Genomic DNA, 18,734 nt, shown 5'->3' on the forward strand with positions numbered 1-18,734 from the left:
TTAACCTCGCTTTCCGTATTGGCTGACCGGGCCGTACGGATACGGTTTCGATTCGGTGACCCACTCGACGTAATCCGCGCGCGCGCCCGGATAGCCGATCATTTTCCACGCGGCCATGTCCTTGTTGCCGCCGTACATCGGGTCGCCGAAGAAGCCTTCCATAGTGTTCTTGAGCAGGAAGCCGCTGAAGAACGACTTGACGTTGAAGTCGTCCTCGATCTTGCCGCCTTCGACATCCTTCAGGAATGCGATCTGTTTTTCCTTGTCGAGCTGCGCGAAGGTCTTGCCGCCGAAATGCGCCTTGCAATAGGCGTCGATCGCGCGGATGCCGAGGCGATATTGTTCCTTCGGCGTGAGCTTCGACTGATAGCCGAACTCGGGCGCGCCCTTCTGGAAGGGTCCTTGCATATACCAGCGCGAAGCGTCGCCGTAACCGGTTTGCAGTTGACGGTCGATGTATTGCGGCACGCCCAGTTCGACGGCGCCGGGACCGTTGTGATCCTTCGGGATCAGGCAGTCGCACGCGGCGTTCACGAAGGCCCATTCGTCGGGCGTGAAATAGCCGGGCTGATAGTTTTCCTGCGCGGGGGTGTCGGGCGGAGGCGCGGAGCGCTTGATGTCGTCCGCGGTGGGACGCAGCACGGCGGAGGCCGTGCCGACGGCGGCGACGGGCACGATCGCAATCGATCCTTTGAGGAACGAGCGGCGGCCCGCCTTGTCAGGCGATGTCATGAGAGGGGGACTCCAGCGAGTGGCGTGTGGGGTGCGTGCAGTCGGCGGCGTGGCGGTGCAGCGCTGCGCAGGCCGCGATGACGCGCGTGTGTTGCTAGTGGGTGCTGCCTGGTTACTGCGTGGGTGTTGCCTGGTTAAAACGAAGCGGATGCGTTGAATCCGGCCGATCCGGCGGCGCGCGTTTCCCATCCCTCGAAAACGCGCCCGCCCGAACGCGTCAAGCGACGCGGAAGATCTGCACGGTGCTGCTGAGCTTGGTCGACTGCGTGTCGAGCGCCTGCGCCGCGGCGGTGACCTGCTCGACGAGCGCGGCGTTCTGCTGCGTGACTTCGTCCATCTGCGTGACGGCGGTGTCCACCTGCTCGATGCCGCTTTGCTGCTGCTCCGAAGCCGAGGCGATCTCGTTCATGATCGCGGTGACACGCTCGACGGCCGTGTGCAGTTCCGACATCGTCGCGCCCGCCGACGACACGAGGTTCGTGCCGTGCGAAACCGTCTCGACCGAGTTGGCGATCAGATCCTTGATCTCCTTCGCCGCCGCCGCCGAACGCTGTGCGAGCGAGCGCACTTCGCTCGCCACGACCGCGAAGCCGCGGCCCTGTTCGCCGGCGCGCGCCGCTTCCACGGCTGCGTTGAGCGCGAGAATATTGGTCTGGAACGCGATGCCTTCGATCATCGCCGTGATGTCGGAGATCTTGCGCGAGCTGCCTTCGATCTCGTCCATCGTGGTCACGACCTGCTGCACGACTTCGGTGCCGCGCGCCGCAACGCTGGCGGCGGTCTGCGCGAGGTCGCTGCCGGTGCGGGCGTTGTCGGTGTTCTGCTTCACCGCCGAGGTCAGTTCGTTCATGCTGGCGGCCGTTTCCTGCAACGACGCCGCCTGTTCTTCGGTACGCGCGGACAGATCGATCATGCCCGCCGCGATCTGGCGCGTCGCCACCGACACCGACTCGCTGCCCGAGCGCACCGCGCCCGTCACGCCGCCGAGTTCCTTGCGGGTCTTTTCGATGCTTTCGAGCAGCGTGCCCATTTCGTCGTTGCGGTTGGCGCGCACGGTCTGGCTCAGATTGCCGCCCGAGATCTGCGCGAGGCTGTCGAGCGCGTAGTTCAGCGGCGTCATGATCGCGCGGCTCAGCATGATCCAGCCGAGACCCGCGGCCACGAGACCGAGCACGACCATCACGGCGCTGATCGTCGAGAACATGTAGAAGTTCGATTCAGCCTGCTCGTAGCGCGTTTTCGCGTTCTCGTAGAGATGCTTCTTGACCTCGTTGTTCGCCGCGCTCATCGCGCTGTAGAGGTCGGAGAGCTGCGTCATCGCGATGTTGTCCGCCGTCGCCTTGTCGCCCGATTGCAGCGCCTTCGTGAAGGCCGAGACGGCGTCGCGCATGTTGGTGCGGCGCTCGGTGGTCTTCTCGATCAGCGGCAGCTCGTCCGGCTCGTGCGGCATCTGCTGGAACTTGGTCCACCACTCGTCGGAGTTCTTGAAGAAGCCCGCCGCGCGTTGCAGCTGGTCGGGGACCGTGGGCGCTTCCGGATGCAGCGCCACGCGGTCGAGCACGAGACGCGTGCGCGCGATGTAGATCTCCGCGTTGTCGATCGCCGTGGATTCGGCGAGCTTGTTGCGGTAGGTGTCACGGTTCGCGCTGTTCGCCTTTTCCGTGCTGATGAAGCCCAGCACGCCGGAAACGGTGAGCAGGGCGGCGAGAAGTGCGAAGGTTAGCGCGATACGCGCTCTTATCGTTAGTGTCATGCGTCTGTACCGATTTGACCAGGGAAGACGTGGCGCGACGAGCTAGGGATGCGGCGGCTGATCTGTCGCGGGCGTCTCCTCCTTATCGACATTCGTCTGACCATATTTAGGGCAAATCTAAAATATTTTTAAGGAACTACTGAAATCCCTTTGAAATCAGGCTGTAAGGAAATGCGGGGAACGACCGTGGCACGCCGGGCAAGGCTTCCAGACGGTGCAAACGTTGGCGAATGGTCGTACAGGTCTTGCCGAGTCTTTCGCTATCTTTCTGAAAGATTTGAAAATCCTTCAACGAGAGCGCCAATTATCAAAGGCTGCAGGGGTACGCAGAATGACGTCATGGCAGCGCGAGAAACGTCTCGCCACTTAGCCACCGACTCTGGAGCCCATCATGAAAACGTCCCTTCGCTTTGCTTCCGCTGCGCTTGTTGCTGCTGCCGTTGCCGCTTCGCTTGGCGCCGCTACGCCCGCCTTCGCCGCGGCCGGCGAACTCGCGCAGCCGCACGAACTGATCGTCGACGGCAGCTTGCCCGCGCAACAGCGCGAGCAGCAGATTCATGCCGCGCGTCTCTACGACACGTTCTGGAGCACCGGCGACGAAGCCCAGGCTCGCGCCGCGCTCGCGCCGGACTTCACGGACCGCACGCTGCCCCCCGGACGTCCGCAAGGCGTGGCGGGTCCGCTCGCGGCGTCGAAGGTTTTTCATGCAGCGGTGCCCGACGTGCACGCCGACATCGAGCAGATGCTGGTGGCCGGCGACCGCGTGGTGACGCATCTGCACTTCACGGGGCATTTCACCGGCACGTTCAACGGCGTGCAGGGCAAGGGCCAGCCGGTGGACTTCATCGCGACGGATATCTACCGCATTCGCGACGGCAAGATCACCGATAACTGGCATCTCGAAGATAACCTCACGTTCTTGCAGCAGGTTGGCGCGGTGGGGAAATAACGGCGAGTCGTATCCAGGGGAAATTGGCTAATGCCGATGTCGATCCGCTTTAACGCAATGCTCAATGCGATTTAACTCGCATTGAGCATTGCTTCATTAAGATCGTGCGTAAGGTTTTAAAGAATATCGGAGAATAACCGCTTTAAGCGAGCAATCCGTATTCCCGGATGTATACGCAAAACCCCTTGCGCAATGCATTGCGATGAACGCGACGCCGCGTCGACTGCGCATCGATTTCGCATGAATTCGCGCGTAAGAACTACTGAATTCGATTTAAACCGCATCGTGCCAGGCAGCTCTTACTGGCTTTATTCTCGTTGCATTCGCAATCTGTAACAAAATGTAATTCCATTAAAGGTAAAGTGACATTCTTCGTATAAATTCCTTGTCGAGTTCGTTTTTCTTCCCCGTTTTCCGATGTGGTCCGTACAAGCGGAACGACATGCAGGAGCAAGGTCGATGAAACGCCAATATCTAACGTCCGCAGTACTCGGGGTATCGATTGCAGTTTTGCCCGTGATGCCACTCGTGCCGCTCGCCGACGCGGCTGTGTATTCGAACGGCACCGCCACGGCCACCTTCAACGTCACGCTCACGTTGCAGGCGAACTGCGCGATCTCCGCGAACCCGCTGGCCTTCGGCACGAATGGCGTGCTGGGCACGGCCATCAACCAGCAGACCACGCTGAGCGTCACCTGCACCAACACGACGCCCTATAACGTGGGTCTCGACGGCGGCAACGTCACCGGCAGCACGGTCGCGAGCCGGCTGATGGCAGGCACGGCCACCGGCAACACGACCACCACCGTCGGCTTCCAGCTCTATCAGGATGCGGGCCGCACGACGATCTGGGGCAACACGCAGGGCACCAACACGGTGGCCGGCACGGGCACCGGCTCCGCGCAGACACTCACGGTGTACGGGCAGGTGCCGGCGCAGACCACGCCGAAGCCGGACACCTACCAGACCACGGTTACCGCGACGGTCTACTTTTGAGCGCGCGCCTGGCGGGTCGAGCCGCGCGGGCAGTCGCGGCGGCGTCGCTGTGGGCGCTCGCGGGCGGCGCGTTCGCGGCCACCTTGCAGATCTCGCCGGTGACGATCGAGTTCTCGGCGAGCGAGAACGCGACCGGGCTCACGCTGCGCAATCCCGGCGATACGCCGCTCTACGGCCAGGTGCGCGTGTTCCATTGGGCGCAGGCCGGCGGCGACGATGTGCTCACGCCTACTGCCGACGTCATCGCGAGTCCGCCGCTCATCGAAATCGCGCCGCACGGCGATCAGCTCGTGAGGCTCGTGCGTGTCAACACATCGGGCGCATCGACCGCGGCGGACGGCGCGAGTGCGCCTGCATCGGCGGACGGCGGCGAACGGAGCTACCGCCTGCTGATCGACGAACTGCCCGCGCCCGGCACGGCCAGTGCGGACGGCGTGACGATCCGCCTGCGCTACTCGGTGCCGGTGTTCGTCGAGCCGCGCGGCGACGGCATCGCGCCGCCTCAACTGACCTGGCGGCTCGTGCGCGGCGCGCACGGTTACGCGCTGCGCGCCGACAACGCGGGCCAGCGGCGCGCGCAGATATCGGCGGTGCAGCTCTACGACGACGCGGGCCATAGCTGGGACGTCACGCGCGGCCTGCTCGGCTACGCGCTCGGACATCAGGGGCGGCAATGGAACGTGCCGGTGCCGCCCGACGCGAAACCCGGCCGCATGAAAGTACGCGCGACGGTCAACACGCAGCCGGTGGAAGGCGCGGTGGCTATCGAGCAAGGTGGATGACCGCGACAGGCAAGCTCAGCGCAGGGTACAGGGCAGGGAACGGCCGCGCGCCGTTCGGGAGGGGCGCGCGAGCCGCAGTGAACGAGGAGGTGGCCGCATGTCGCCGCAAGGCGCGGGCCGGAAGACATGAAACGAACGACGCAGAATGAAACGAATTCGAGGCGCGTCCCGGCATGGCCGCGTGAGGCGCATGGCGGTCGTGGCGGTCGCCGTGGGTTTCGCGTTCCTCAGCGCCGCTGCGCACGCGCAGGGGCAGTTGATCAACGCGGGCGCGCAGGACACGCGTGACCTCTATCTCGAAGTCGATGTGAACGGCCAGCGCACGAACCAGATCGTTCATTTCCAGCAACTGGGCGGGCATCTGTTCGCGACCGGCCAGGACCTGGGCACCGTGGGCGTGGATACCGCGCAGCTGCACATCGCGCCCGATGCGAACGTCGATCTCGACACGCTGCCCGGCCTGCGTTACCGCTACGATCCCGCGCGCCAGAGCCTCGATCTGCAGATTCCCGACGCCATCCGCAAGCCCTTCGAATTCGACACACGCGAAGTCGTGGCGACGCCGAACGCCACCTCGTCGCGCGGCCTCGTGTTCAACTACGACGCCTTCGCGCAGAGCGGCTCGGCCAACGAGTTCGCGCTCTGGAGCGAAGAACGCTACTTCGATCCGCATGGCGTGTTCAGCAACACCGGCGTCGCGTACTTCTATCACGACCGCGACGAGTACGTGCGCTACGACACCTCGTGGAGCATGTCGAATCCGGCGAACCTGAGCACCACGCAGATCGGCGATACGATCAACTCGTCGCTCGCGTGGACGCGCTCGATCCGCATGGCGGGTTTTCAGTGGCGCAGCAACTTCGCGCTGCGCCCCGACCTCGTGACGTTTCCGATTCCCGCGCTGCCGGGCAGCGCCGTGGTGCCGACCTCGGTCGATCTGTACATCAACAGCGTGCGCCAGTATTCGGGCAGCGTGCCGAGCGGGCCGTTCATCATCAACGACGTGCCGGGCATCACGGGCGCGGGCCAGGCGACGGTCATCACGCACGATGCGCTCGGGCGCACGATCGCCGCCTCGGTGCCGCTCTATGTCGATACGCGGCTGATGGCGACGGGCCTGTCGAGCTATTCGTTCGAAGCGGGCTTTTTACGCCGCAATTACGGGCTCGATTCGTTCGACTACGACTCGCGGCCCGCCGTGAGCGCGTCGTGGCGGCACGGCGTGAACGATCGCCTCACGCTCGAAGCGCACGGCGAAACCACGCCGGGCCTCTTCAACGCGGGCGGCGGCGTGTTGTTCGGACTCGGCACGGCAGGCGTGATCAACGGCTCGGTGTCGGGCAGCGTTGGCAAGCTCACGGGCACGCAGTTGAGCATCGGCTATCAGTTCGTCTCGCCGCGCTTTTCGATCGACGCGCAATCGATACGCGCGTTCGGCAATTACGGCGATCTGGCCGCGCGCGACGGCACGCCGATTCCCACGACGACCGACCGCGTGACGCTCGCGATTCCGTTTCTGCGCAACCAGACGTTTTCGCTGAGCTATATCGGCTACAAGATTCCCTCGGCGCCGGTTTCGCAGATCGGCTCGGTATCGTGGACCTTCAACTTCGGCAATCTGGTGTCGCTGAACCTGAGCGCGTACCAGGATTTTCGCCAGCGCGAATCGCGCGGCGTGCTGCTCTCCGCGAGCATCGGCCTCGGTCACAACACCTCGATCAACGCGACCGTGGGACGCCAGGACGGCCAGTCCACCTGGAACGTCAACGCGCTGCGGCCGCCCGATTACAGCGGCGGCTGGGGCTGGGGCGTGCAGGCAGGCGGCACGGGCCCGACGCAATTCCACCAGGGCCAGCTGCAATATCTCGGCCGTTACGGCGAGGCCACGGCCGCCGTGCAGCAGGTGGGCGGCCAGACCATCGGCTCGCTCGATCTGACCGGCTCGCTCGTGCTGATGGACGGCACGGTGCAGCCCGCGCGCCGTATCGACGACGGCTTCGCGCTCGTGTCGACCGATGGCGTCGCGGGCATTCCGGTGCTGCACGAGAATCGCGTGATCGGCATGACGGACGGCGGCGGCCATCTGCTGATTCCCGATCTCAACGCGTATCAGCACAACCAGCTTGCAATCGACACGATGAATCTGCCCGCCGATGCGCGGATCGCCGATACCTCGAAGGACATCGTGCCGCAATCGCAGTCGGGCGTGCTCGCGCATTTCGCGGTGACGCGTTATCGCGCGGCGTCGATCATCGTTCACGACGCCAACGGCAAGCCGCTGGCCGCGGGCGCGCGCGTGCATCACGTGGAAAGCGGTCACGACACGATCGTGGGCTACGACGGCATCACGTTCGTCGACGGACTCGCGCCGCAAAACCATCTGCAGATTCGAAGTGGTGATAAGCATTGCGAAATATCGTTCGCGTGGCATCCTGGGAATGGCGATACGCTGCAAACCATCGGGCCGCTGGTGTGCCCGCTGTCGCCCGCGTCGGGTGGAGGAACGCCGCCATGAGGCGCGTGCTGTTCATGCTCGCGCTGTGTCTGACGCTGTGTTTCGCGGCGCGCGGCGCACACGCGGAAGCGTGCACGGCGACGGCCACGCCGGTGTCGTTCGGCAACGTGAGCCCGATCGCGGGCACGACCTTCACGACGACCAGCACCATCAGCGTGACGTGCACGTGGTCGGCCATCACGCTCACGCCCGATGTGCTCGTGTGCCTCAATCTCGGCGGCACGAGTCCGCGGACGATGACGAACGGCTCGAATTCGATGAACTACGATCTCTATCGCGATGCCGGGCATACGCAGATCTGGGGATCGATTTATTCGAACGGCACACCGATCTCGCTCACGATGGCTAAACCGAGCGGCACGTCGTTGAGTGCGACCGTGACTGTGTACGGGCAGATCGCGGCCGCGCAGCCCACGGTGCCGACCGTCAACAATGTGAGCACCGTTTATACGCAGAGCTTCGGCGGCAATACGACGTCGATCAACTACGGTTTCTATACGCTGATTGCGCCGACCTGCGCCTCGCTGACCTCGACGCAAGGCACGTTTGCGTTTTCGTCGACGGCCACCGTCATCAACAATTGCGATATCACCGCGACGAACGTGGCGTTCGGTTCGACGTCCGTGCTCAGTTCGGCGTTGAGTTCGAGCGGTTCGATCACCGCGCGATGCACGAACGGCGACGCCTTCAAGATCGAGCTCAATAGCGGTGCGAGCGGCAACGTCTCCGCGCGCACGATGGCGCGCTCGGGCGGCGGCGGGTCGGTGAGCTATCAGCTCTATCTGGATTCGGGCTACAGCAGCGCGTGGGGTGACGGAACGCGAGGGACCTCGACGGCGACGGGCACGGGCTCCGGCCTTCAACAGGTGTTCACGGTGTATGGACGCGTGCCTTCGCAGACCACGCCCGCGCCGGGGAGTTATAGCGACACGATTACGGCGACGATTTATTTCTGAGGGTTCGAGTGCGGTGGACGGGGAGGTTGCTCACTCCGCTGATTCACCGCCCTGCACCCCCACAACCTAAAAAGTCACCGTCCAAAACCCCCGCGACGTCCGCTGCGAATCAAACTGCACCGCCGACGTCATCTGCATGGACTGCGCTTCGGACTGCGAGACAAGATACGGCTCGCCATGCAAACAACTGACAGCAGGCGCAACAGCACTCACGCCCTCGCTCGCAGTAACCAGGCAACTCTGCTGCACGACAAGGCTCACGACCATACTGGAAGCCGGAACAGGCTCAGCACCACTACCAGAAGCAAGCAAAGCGCAGCCAATCGCGAGGCCAAAACCCAGCGCGGACCGAAGGCAAAAAAAGCGGGACATGTTCGGAAACGATCGGACGATGCGCGCCCTGGCGACTCGATGCGCGGCGGCGCGAGAGGCCGCGCGCTGCCAAGCAGCGCTGGAACGGCATCTATCTGTTTGTCGGCAGGGCGGCTCGAAAGTTGAGCGCTGCGGCAATTCGCAGCGCTCGTCTTGCGCGTCGCGGGCAGCGGCGCGCTTCAAACCGGTTCGCCGGCCGCGCCACGCGTGCCGGACGGCGTGGCGCGCGGCGTCAGCCAGGCCAGCACGGCAGCGACGACGAACAGCGCGGGCACGTCGCCGAGCAGATGCCCCCGATGTTCCGGCGCCATCAGCGACTGCGCGGTCATGATCGCGCCATGCACCACGCTCGACCACACGGTGAACCAGATCAGGCTCAGATGCGCGAGCGGATCGCGCGCGGCGCGCACGAGGAACACGCCGAGCGTCGCGTAAATGCCGACGATCATCGCCGGATAGTCGGAATGCCCCGAGTGCCAGGCCCAACCGGCGGGCCAGACGATCATCAGCGGATAGAAGGCGAATATCGCAAACGCACCCGTGACGAGCAACGCGATACGCAGGTAGCGCAGGCGGTCGCGATGGTTCATGGCGGTCTCCTCGGGCGCGTCGGCGGCCCGCTGGCGCCACTATGCGCGCGTGACAACGTCCTTGCAAGCTTGTGTTCATGTTGCGAACGTCTCGTATCGTCTCCCATCGTCACTGCTTGATCGCGCATTTATGCAGTAATCGTGCCGATGCGCACGGCATGAATCCGCGCCTGTCTTTCGCCCGCCTGTCGAAATATTTCTTCACAATCGGCAATGTTATAACGTAACATTCGCATCGACTTTCACCGTACTTCCGATTGTCTTCGCGGTGCGGCGGATGCGGACCACGGGGTTCCGCATCCGCATCCGGCGCGTATCGGATTCCGAATCTGCATCTGAATCAACCACCGAATCAGCCTCATTCCGCGCCGGATCCAGCGCCCAATTTCAACGACCCGACAACGACGCAAACAAGAACCATCGTGGCCACCATCATCCAGTCCGACTCGCCCTCGAAGCCGCGTTCGGCGCGCCTGCGCGCCCAGCCTCGCGGCGCTTTCGCCTGCCCCTTGCGCGTGGAACCGCTCGCCGAGCGGCTTGCGCGCCTCGCGCGTCTGCGCCGCTTCGCCGGCTTCGCGCATTTCACGAATTTCACGCAGCTGACGCACTTCACCCGCCTCACGCCGCTTTCGCTGGCGCTCGTGAGCGCGCTCGTCCACGCGCAGTCGTCGAGCGGCGATGCCGCTGCGTCAGCCGCTTCGACCACGCCTGTCACGTCCACGAGCACGCTCGCGCCGGTGTTCGTCACTGCCAATCCGCTCGGCGACAGCGACCTGATTTCGCCTGCGACCTCGGTCGGCGGCGACGATCTCACGCTGCGCGCGGCCAACTCGCTCGGCGAAACGCTCAACGGTCTGCCCGGTGTCTCGACGACCACCTACGGACCGATGGTCGGCCGCCCGATCATCCGCGGCATGGATGGCGACCGCATCCGTCTGCTGCAAAACGGCGTCGCCGCTTACGACGCTTCGTCGCTCTCGTACGATCACGCCGTGCCGCAGGACCCGCTCTCGATCGAGCGCGTGGAAATCGTGCGCGGCCCGGCGGCGCTGCTGTACGGCGGCAACGCGATCGGCGGCGTCGTCAACACCATCGACAACCGCATTCCGCGCGAGCCGATCCAGGGCGTGACCGGCGCCGTCGATGCGAGCTACGGCGGCGCCAACGACGCGCGCGCGGGCGCGGCGCAGGTCGAGGGCGGCAACGGCCAGTTCGCGTTCCACGTCGATGCCTTCGACCGCGACACCAGCAATCAGCGCATTCCCGGTTACGCGCATTCGGCGGCTCAGCGCGCGGCCGACGGCGGCGCCGACGAGCCCTACGGCAGCATCCCGAACAGCGACGGCCGCTGGCACGGCGGCGCGGTCGGCACCTCGTACACGTGGGCCGACGGCTACGCTGGCATCTCGTACAACGGTTTCCAGAGCGATTACGGCTCGGTTGCCGAAGACGACGTGCGTCTGAAAATGCATCAGGATCACGTCGCCGTCGCCTCGGAAATCCGCAATCTGAGCGGGCCGTTCAGCCAGCTCAAGTTCGACTTCGGCTACACCGATTACGAGCATCGCGAGATCGACAACGGCGAAGTGGGCACGACGTTCCGCAATCACGGCTACGAAGCGCGGCTCGAAGCGCGCCACAAGAAAATCGGCCCGTTCGAAGGCTCGATTGGCGTGCAGGTGAGCCAGAACACGTTCTCGGCGCTCGGCGACGAAGCGCTCGTGCCGACCACGCAGACCACCAACATCGCACTGTTCGGTCTGGAGGAATGGAACGTGACGCCGCGCCTGAAACTGAGCGCGGGCGCGCGTCTCGAGCACGTGAAGCTCGATCCCACGCCTGACGGCAACGACAAGTTCGCCAGCGCGCAGGGCCGCGATTTCAACGCGGGCAGCGTCTCGGCGGGCGCGCTCTACAAGCTCGCGCCGGCGTGGTCGCTGGCGGGCAACGTCGCGTATACGGAGCGCGCGCCCACGTTTTACGAGCTTTACGCGAACGGGCCGCACGACGCGACCGGCCAGTATCTGATCGGCAATCCCGATGCGCAGAAGGAGAAGGCGGTCTCGACGGATCTGTCGCTGCGTTTCGAGCGCGGCCCGAACAAGGCGAGCGCGGGCGTGTTCTACAGCCGCTTCCGCAACTATCTGACCGAGTACAACACGGGCCGTCTCGTCAACGATGACGACGAAGTCGTGCCCGCCGGCACCGACGACGCGCTCAACGAAGCCGTCTATCGCGGCGTGCGCGCGGAGTTCTACGGCGTGGAGCTGGACGGCAAGTGGCGCGTGTTCGCGAAGGGCGCGCATCGCGTGGACGTGTCGTTCACTGGCGACTACACGCACGCGCGCAACGTCGATACGGGCGAGCCGCTGCCGCGCATCGCGCCGCTGCGCGCGACGCTGGCGGCCGATTACGGCTACGGTCCGTTCGACGCGCGCGCGGAACTCGTGCATGCGTGGGCGCAGCATCGCGTGCCCGAGGACGATCTGCCGACCGACGGCTACACGACGCTCGGGCTGATCTTCACGTACAAGTTCCGCGTCGGTCCGACGAACTGGCTCGCCTATGTGCGCGGCGACAACCTGACTAATCAGGAGGTGCGTTACGCGAGTTCGGTCGTGCGCGACATCGCGCCGGAAGGCGGGCGCAGCGTGATGGTGGGATTGCGCTCGACCTTCTGACGCGCGCGCGTCGTGCTACATCAGCACTACGCACGGACGACGCACGCATTACGCACGCACTACGCGCGCGCAGCGGCCTCGCGCTCCTGCGCGCGCAAGCCCTCGACGGCGGCAGTCAGGCCGCGGCCGCCGGAGTTGTTGCGCAGCACGAGCGTCAGGTCGTGACGCTGCGCGATGCGCATCGCGATCGAGAGGCCGAGTCCGCTGCCGGTGCCGGGCACGTGATTGCCGCGATAGAAGCGGTCGAGCACGCGGCCCAGATGTTCCTCGGGAATGCCCGGCCCGTTGTCGATGACCTCGAAGCCCACGCGCTCGCCCGTGCGTGTGAGCACGAGGTCGATGCGCCCGCCGGGCGGCGTGTAGCGGATCGCATTGTCGATGAGATTGTTCAGCAGCGTGGCGAGGCCGTGCGAATCGGCGGCGACGTTGCAGGCGTCGTCCTCGGTTACGGGCGCGCGCACTTCGAGCCCGAGATCGATCTGCTTGTCCTCGGCGAGCAGCGAGAAGTCGCCGATCGCCTGCTCGCTCAGGCGGCGCAGGCTCACGGACGCCACCGCCAGTTCCGGCTGCGCGTCCTCGCGCGCGAGCGTGAGCAATTGCTGCACGAGGCGGATCAGGCGGTTCAGACGCGTTTCGATGCGCTCGGTCGTGTGCGGCTCGCCCGTGAGCGTGCCGTCGCGCAGCGCGGCCTGGAGTTGCAGCTTGAGCGCCGCGAGCGGCGAGCGCAGTTCGTGCGCGGCATCGGCGATGAAGGTGCGCTGTGCCTGCGAGGCCGTGTTCAGGCGCGCGAGCAGATCGTTGAGCGCTTCCACGAGCGGGCGCAATTCGATCGGCACCGAACCGTCGAGCTTGAGCGGCCCGAGCATGGTCGACGAACGCGCGCTCAGCAGCGCGGACAGCGCGCCGACCGGTGCGAGTCCGCGCGCGACCACGAGCAGCACAAGCACGATCGCCACCGGCACCAGCAGTGCGAGCGGCCACAGCGTATGCAGCGCCAGTTGCAGCGCGAGCTGCTCGCGCACTGAGATCGGCTGCGCGACCTGCACGAAACGGTCGGCCTGCTGCACGCCGAAGGTGCGCCAGTGCGTTTCGGCGCGCTCGAACACGTGGAAGCCGACGGGGTTGCGCGGCAGCGGCGGGTCTTGCGTCGAGTGATAGATGGGCGCGCCGTTGCGGTCCCAGATGTCGATCAGGATGCGGTCGTCGGCGATGCCCTGCATGTCGGGCTGCTGGCTCGGCTCGGCGCCGCGGCCCGAATGCAGGTTCAGCGGCAGCGAGAGCGCGACCGCGCGCAATTCGTAGTCGAACAGTTCGCTGGCCTCGTTGCGCGCCGTGTGGAAGATGGCGAGCCCGGCGATTGCCGACGCCGCGGCGAAACCGCAGATCAGCCAGCCCAGCAGCCGCCGCCGGATCGATCTCATTCAGCCCTCTTGAGGCGATAGCCGACGCCGCGCACCGTCACGATCTGCTCAGCGCCGATCTTGCGGCGCAAACTGTGCACATGCACTTCGATGGTGTTGCTGCCCACTTCCTCGCCCCAGCCGTACATGCGTTCTTCGAGTTCGGCCTTGGTGAACACGCGCGCGGGTTCTTCGATCAGCACGTGCAGCAGCGCGAATTCGCGCGGCACGAGCGCGACCGGCTGGCCGGCCTGCGTGACTTCGTGCGCGGCGGGGTCGAGCGAGAGATCGCCGTGCGCGTAGACCGGCTGCTTGCGTCCGGTGCGCCGGCGCAGCAGCGCGCGCACGCGGGCGGCGAGTTCGTCGAGATCGAAGGGCTTGACGAGGTAGTCGTCGGCGCCCGCGTCGAGTCCGGCCACGCGGTCGGTCACGCTGTCGCGCGCGGTGAGGATCAGCACGGGCGCTTCGCCGCCGCGCTTGCGGTAGGCGGCGAGCACGGTCACGCCGTCCTTCTTCGGCAAGCCGAGGTCGAGCAGCACGAGGTCGTAGACATCGTTGGCGAGCGAAAGCTCGGCCTCGCGGCCGTCCTTCGCCCAGTCGACGGCGTGGCCTTCGCGCCGCAGCGTGTCGAACACGGGTTCGCCGATCATTTCGTCGTCTTCGATCAGTAGCAGACGCATCGTGGGGCTCCAGTTCGCATCAGGGTACGGTGAGTGGCGCGAGGTGTCGTGCCACGCGATGTGCAATTGTCGCTCATTCGCCGCTCATTCGCGCCCAGGCTTCATGCCGATGTTCGCGCCGCCCGCTTTGCCATCGGCCTTGCCGCCGCCGAGCAGCAGGCGCAGCAGCGCGGGCAGCACCAGCAGCACGAGCGGCATCTGCACGATCAGCCCCGAAATGATCGCGACGGCCAGCGGTTGCTGCATCGCGGAACCCTGGCCGAGCGCGAAGGCGAGCGGCAGCAGCGCGAGAATCGCGGCGATGGTCGTCATCGCGATCGGGCGCAGGCGGTTGCGTCCGGCGGCTTGCAATGCCTCGTCGAGCGGCAGGCCTTCGTCGCGCAAGAGGCCCTGGAACTCGGAGACATAGAAGATCGCCACTTCGGTCACGATGCCGATGATCATCGTCATGCCCATCATCGCCGAAATATTGAGTTCGATGCCCGTGATCCACAGGCCGACGAACACCGCGCCGGTCGCGAGCAGCGGCATCGCCATCACGGCCAGCGCCACGCGAAAGCGCTCGTAGAGGAACAGCAGCAGCCCGAACACCAGCGCGACGGCCGCGCCGAACACGGCCATGAGTCCCTTGAACGCGATCTGCTGCTGCTGATACAGGCCGCCGAGTTCGTAATAGACGCCTTGCGGCAGCAGCGCGGAATCGGCGAGCGCGTGCTGCACGTCGGCGATGGTCGAGCCGAGATCGCGGCCGTCGATACGCGCCGTCACGGCCACCATGCGCTTGAGATTGTCGCGGCTGATTTCGGGCTGGCCGCTCACGTGCACGGGCGCGGCGACGCGCGAGAGCGCGAACATATGGCCGTCCGGCGCGCGCAGCGGCAGGCGTGCGAGTTCGGTGTCGGTCATGTGCAGCGCGCCTCGCGCCCGCACGCGCACGCCGATGGTCTTCGGCCCGTTCTGGTACTGCGTGGCCACGTTGCCGTCGAGCAGGTCGGCGACCTGCTGCGCGACGGCCTGCGGGTCCATGCCCTGCGCGGCGGCCGCGTCGGGCCGAATGCGCAGATCGAGCGCGTCGCCGGCCGGATTGATGCCGTCGTTCACATCGACGATGCCGCTGATCTTGCCGATGCGCGCGGCCACTTTTTGCGCGGTGGCGTCGAGCACGGTCTGGTCGTCGGAATAGATCTTGATCTGCACGGGCTGCGGCACAGCGGTCAGGTCGCCGATCAGATCTTCCATCAATTGCGCGAGTTCGACGCTCACGCCCGGCACCTGGGTTTCGATCTTCGAGCGGATTTCCTCCATCACCGTGTCGATCGGCTCGCGATTGCCCGACTTCAGGCGCACGAAAAAGTCGCCCTTGTTCGGCTCGTTGAGGTCGCCGCCGAGGCCCGCGCCCGTGCGCCGCGAATAAGTCGCCACGTTCGGATTCGCGCGGATGATCGCCTCGATCTGCTGCATCAGGCGGTCGGTTTCGGTGATCGAAGTGCCGGGGCGCGTGTGGTAGTCGAGCACGAAGCCGCCTTCGTCCATCGACGGCATGAAGCCGCTGCCGACGCGCGTGAACGCGAGCGCGGACATGGCCGCGAGCGGCACGATCAGCGCGAGCACCCAGACCGGACGCAGGCTCACGCGCGCGACGAGGCGCGCATACACGCGGTTGAGCCACGCGGCGAAACGCGTCTCGCGATGTTCTTCAGCGTCTTTCGCGGTGAGCCAGCGGTCGCACAGAATCGGAATCGCGAGCCACGTGACGAGGAAGGAGATGAAGAGGGCGCTCGCCATCGTCACCGAAAGGGCCTTGAAAAAGGCGCCCGTCACGCCCGAGAGAAACGCGAGCGGCACGAAGATAATGAGCGTGGCCGCCGACGAGCCCGCGAGCGGACGCGTGAATTCGAGCGCGGCGCTCATCACGCGGCCATGGAACGCGTGCGCGCCCGCTTCGCGCATGCGCCGCGCGATGTGCTCGATCATCACAATGGCGTCGTCGATCACGAGACCGACGGCCGCCGCCATGCCGCCGAGCGTCATGATGTTGAAGCCCATGCCGAACACGTCGAGCAGCAGGATGGTCGCGGCCATCACGATCGGCACGAGCGCCACGGCGATCAGCGTGATCTTCACATTGCGCAGGAATACGAACAGTGTGAGCGCGGCAAGCACCACGCCGATCATGATCGCGTCGCGCACGCTGGTGGCCGAGGCGATCACGAGTTCGCTCTGGTCGTACCAGTTCGCGAGCTTCACGCCAGCGGGCATCTGCTTGTCGAACGACGCGAGCCGGTCGCGGATCGACTGTGCCATCGCCACGCTGTTCGCGCCCGGTTGCTGATAGACGTTGACTAGTACGGCATCCTGACCATCGGCGGTCACGCGGATCCATTGCGGTACGGTGCCTTGTGTGACCGTGGCGATATCGCCGAGACGGATCTGGTTCGCGCCGCTCGTGGACACCACGACGTTCTTCAGCGCGTCGAGTCCGCCGAGCGCCGAATTGGCGACCACGAGATAGAGCTTGTCGTGATCCTCGATACGGCCCGTGGCCATCAGCACGTTGCCTGCGCCGATGGCGCGCGAGACGTCGGCGACCGAGAGCTTGTAGGCCGCGAGGCGCTGCGGATCGACGGCCACTTCGAGCTCGTCGCGCGCGCCGCCCGTCACGTCCACGCGCGCCACGCCCGCCACCGACGACAGCAGCGGACGCAACTGGAACTGCGCGAGATCGTAGAGCTGCGCGAGCGTCTGCTTGTGCGAAGTGAGGCTGTACGCGAGCACCGGAAACACGGTCGGGTCCATGCGGCGCACCTGCATGGAGGTGCCGGGCGGCAGCGTCGCGAGAATTTCGGCGATGGCCGACTGCGCCTGCAGCGTGGCCTGCGCCATGTCGGTGCCCCAGTCGAAATTCAGCGAGATTTCGGCCGCGCCGCGACTCGTGCGCGATTCGACGTCGCGCACATTGGGCACGCGTCGCAGCGCTTCTTCGACGGGCATCGTCACGAGCGTCGCCATCTGCTCGGCGGGGCGGTCGCCCGCATCGAGCGAAATCACGGCACGCGGAAACGACACGTTGGGGAACAGCGAGATCGGCAGACGCAGCGCGGTCAGCGCGCCAGCGACCGCAGCGAGCGCGATCACGAACAGCAGCGAGCGGCGATGCCGCTGCATCCATTGGCTGAACGTCATTGCGCGCCGCCTTGCTTCGCCGGGGCGAGGCGCACGGCCATGCCGTCTTCGAGTTCGTCGTTGCCGCTCACGACGAGCGGGCGCGTGGCGTCGAGCGCGCCGTCCACGCCGTAGGCGTTGCCGTGTTCGACCTTGACCGTCACATTCACGCGCTGCGCCTTGTTGCCGGGCGCGATCTGATAGACGTAGTGGCCGCGATCGTCCTGAAGCACGGCCGTGCGTGGCACGTTCCACCAGATGCCGGTTTGCGTGTCGATATCGGCGCGCACGCGCGTGCCGGGCAGGAACGCGGTGCCCGCGAGCGGCACGTTGGCGCCGACGTTGACGAGCTGGCTTTGTGCGTCGACGGCCGCGCCTACGAGCACGATGCGCCCCTGCGCCTGCAAGCCGTCGAGCGCGGGCGCGAGCGGATGCAGCACGACGCGGTCGCCCGCGTGCAGCGTGAGCGCGTCGGCGGGTTCGATGCCGAGCGAGACGTTCGCCGCGTGCGCGTTGGCCGTGTTGTCGGCGACGAGTTGCGCGAGCGCCGTGCCCACCTGCACCTGATCGCCTGGCGCCGCAGTGAGTTGCGCGACGACGCCGGCGACCGGCGCCGTCACCGTGTTCGCGCCCGCGGCGATGCCCGTGGCGTGCTGCGCGGCGAGTGCCTGTTGCGCGTCGTCGAGCGCTTTTTGCGCGGCGGCCAGTTGCGATTGCGTGGCGAGGCCGTCGCGATAGAGCGATTGCGTGCGCGCGAGTTCGCCGCGCGCGAGCGTGGCCGAGCTTTGCGCCTGCGTGTACGCGATCACCGCGTTCGGATCGGCCTGCACGACGAACAGCGGCGCGCCGCGCGCGACCGTCTGGCCGGGCTGCACCAGCACGCGCGTCACGCGCGCGAGATACGGCAGGCTGACCGTGGTGGCGTTCGCGGCCGCTGAGGCGACCGTGCCGTAGGCGACGAGCGTTTGCGAGACCGCGCCGCGCGAGACGCGCACGGTCTGCACGGCGGCGGAGGGCGCGGGCGTGTCGCTGGCGGCGGTGTTACCGGCGTGAGCGGCGTGGGCGGCGAACAGCGCGGCGGCAGCGGCCAGCACGGCAACGGCGCAGCACGCGGGAACGGCGGCACGCAGCGGCGTGCGGGAGAAAAATCGACGGTCGGCCATGAG

Annotated in this window: 13 protein-coding genes; 6 read left to right on the top strand and 7 right to left on the bottom strand. The window is 66.0% G+C overall.

The window, feature by feature from the left end; translation table 11 throughout:
- Positions 1-732 (bottom strand): gluconate 2-dehydrogenase subunit 3 family protein, encoded by a 732-nt coding sequence (locus U4Y88_RS01260; protein WP_224005482.1) that lies wholly within the window; start codon positions 730-732, stop codon positions 1-3.
- Positions 733-949: 217 nt separating this feature from the next.
- Complete coding sequence (locus U4Y88_RS01265; protein WP_224005484.1) at positions 950-2,485, bottom strand: methyl-accepting chemotaxis protein; 1,536 nt, start codon at positions 2,483-2,485, stop codon at positions 950-952.
- A 391-nt stretch (positions 2,486-2,876) separates the two neighbouring features.
- Between U4Y88_RS01265 and U4Y88_RS01270 the strand changes: the two genes are divergently transcribed.
- The 5 genes from U4Y88_RS01270 to U4Y88_RS01290 all read left to right on the top strand — a co-directional run bounded on the left by U4Y88_RS01270 (position 2,877) and on the right by U4Y88_RS01290 (position 8,683).
- The gene (locus tag U4Y88_RS01270; protein WP_321781677.1) at positions 2,877-3,434 is read left to right on the top strand and encodes an ester cyclase; all 558 of its coding nucleotides are present in this window, start codon (positions 2,877-2,879) and stop codon (positions 3,432-3,434) included.
- Positions 3,435-3,893: 459 nt separating this feature from the next.
- On the top strand, positions 3,894-4,430 hold the full coding sequence (locus tag U4Y88_RS01275) for a spore coat U domain-containing protein (protein WP_415774377.1): 537 nt from the start codon (positions 3,894-3,896) through the stop codon (positions 4,428-4,430).
- Positions 4,427-5,212 carry a molecular chaperone gene (locus U4Y88_RS01280; protein ID WP_224005490.1) on the top strand — a complete coding sequence of 262 codons (786 nt, stop codon included), beginning with the start codon at positions 4,427-4,429 and terminating at the stop codon, positions 5,210-5,212. The genes U4Y88_RS01275 and U4Y88_RS01280 overlap by 4 nt, the downstream gene beginning before the upstream one ends.
- A gap of 145 nt (positions 5,213-5,357) precedes the next feature.
- Positions 5,358-7,727: a fimbria/pilus outer membrane usher protein gene (locus U4Y88_RS01285; RefSeq protein ID WP_321781679.1), complete on the top strand. Its 2,370-nt coding sequence runs from the start codon at positions 5,358-5,360 to the stop codon at positions 7,725-7,727.
- A complete protein-coding gene (locus U4Y88_RS01290) occupies positions 7,724-8,683 on the top strand; it encodes a spore coat U domain-containing protein (RefSeq protein ID WP_321781681.1) in 960 nt (319 codons plus the stop codon). Before U4Y88_RS01285 ends, U4Y88_RS01290 begins: the two co-directional genes overlap by 4 nt.
- 551 nt (positions 8,684-9,234) lie before the next feature.
- Here U4Y88_RS01290 and U4Y88_RS01295 read toward each other — a convergent pair.
- Positions 9,235-9,645 carry a DUF6632 domain-containing protein gene (locus U4Y88_RS01295; protein ID WP_310631055.1) on the bottom strand — a complete coding sequence of 137 codons (411 nt, stop codon included), beginning with the start codon at positions 9,643-9,645 and terminating at the stop codon, positions 9,235-9,237.
- Positions 9,646-10,244: 599 nt separating this feature from the next.
- On the opposite strand from U4Y88_RS01295, the gene U4Y88_RS01300 reads away from it, so the two are divergent.
- The gene (locus U4Y88_RS01300; RefSeq protein WP_405044995.1) at positions 10,245-12,326 is read left to right on the top strand and encodes a TonB-dependent receptor; all 2,082 of its coding nucleotides are present in this window, start codon (positions 10,245-10,247) and stop codon (positions 12,324-12,326) included.
- A gap of 59 nt (positions 12,327-12,385) precedes the next feature.
- Here the strand turns inward: U4Y88_RS01300 and U4Y88_RS01305 are convergent, their stop codons facing one another.
- The 4 genes from U4Y88_RS01305 to U4Y88_RS01320 all read right to left on the bottom strand — a co-directional run bounded on the left by U4Y88_RS01305 (position 12,386) and on the right by U4Y88_RS01320 (position 18,731).
- Positions 12,386-13,747, bottom strand: a complete 1,362-nt coding sequence (locus tag U4Y88_RS01305) for an ATP-binding protein (protein WP_224005502.1) — start codon at positions 13,745-13,747, stop codon at positions 12,386-12,388.
- Positions 13,744-14,406 carry a response regulator gene (locus U4Y88_RS01310; RefSeq protein ID WP_224005505.1) on the bottom strand — a complete coding sequence of 221 codons (663 nt, stop codon included), beginning with the start codon at positions 14,404-14,406 and terminating at the stop codon, positions 13,744-13,746. Before U4Y88_RS01310 ends, U4Y88_RS01305 begins: the two co-directional genes overlap by 4 nt.
- A gap of 84 nt (positions 14,407-14,490) precedes the next feature.
- Positions 14,491-17,589, bottom strand: a complete 3,099-nt coding sequence (locus tag U4Y88_RS01315; RefSeq protein WP_321781683.1) for an efflux RND transporter permease subunit — start codon at positions 17,587-17,589, stop codon at positions 14,491-14,493.
- Positions 17,586-18,731, bottom strand: coding sequence for an efflux RND transporter periplasmic adaptor subunit (locus U4Y88_RS01320; RefSeq protein WP_321781685.1), 1,146 nt, complete (start codon positions 18,729-18,731; stop codon positions 17,586-17,588). Before U4Y88_RS01320 ends, U4Y88_RS01315 begins: the two co-directional genes overlap by 4 nt.
- Positions 18,732-18,734: the final 3 nt, after the last annotated feature.

It is taken from the genome of Paraburkholderia sp. J94, assembly GCF_905220285.1.
In the GTDB taxonomy this organism is placed as follows: Bacteria; Pseudomonadota; Gammaproteobacteria; order Burkholderiales; family Burkholderiaceae; genus Paraburkholderia; species Paraburkholderia tropica_A.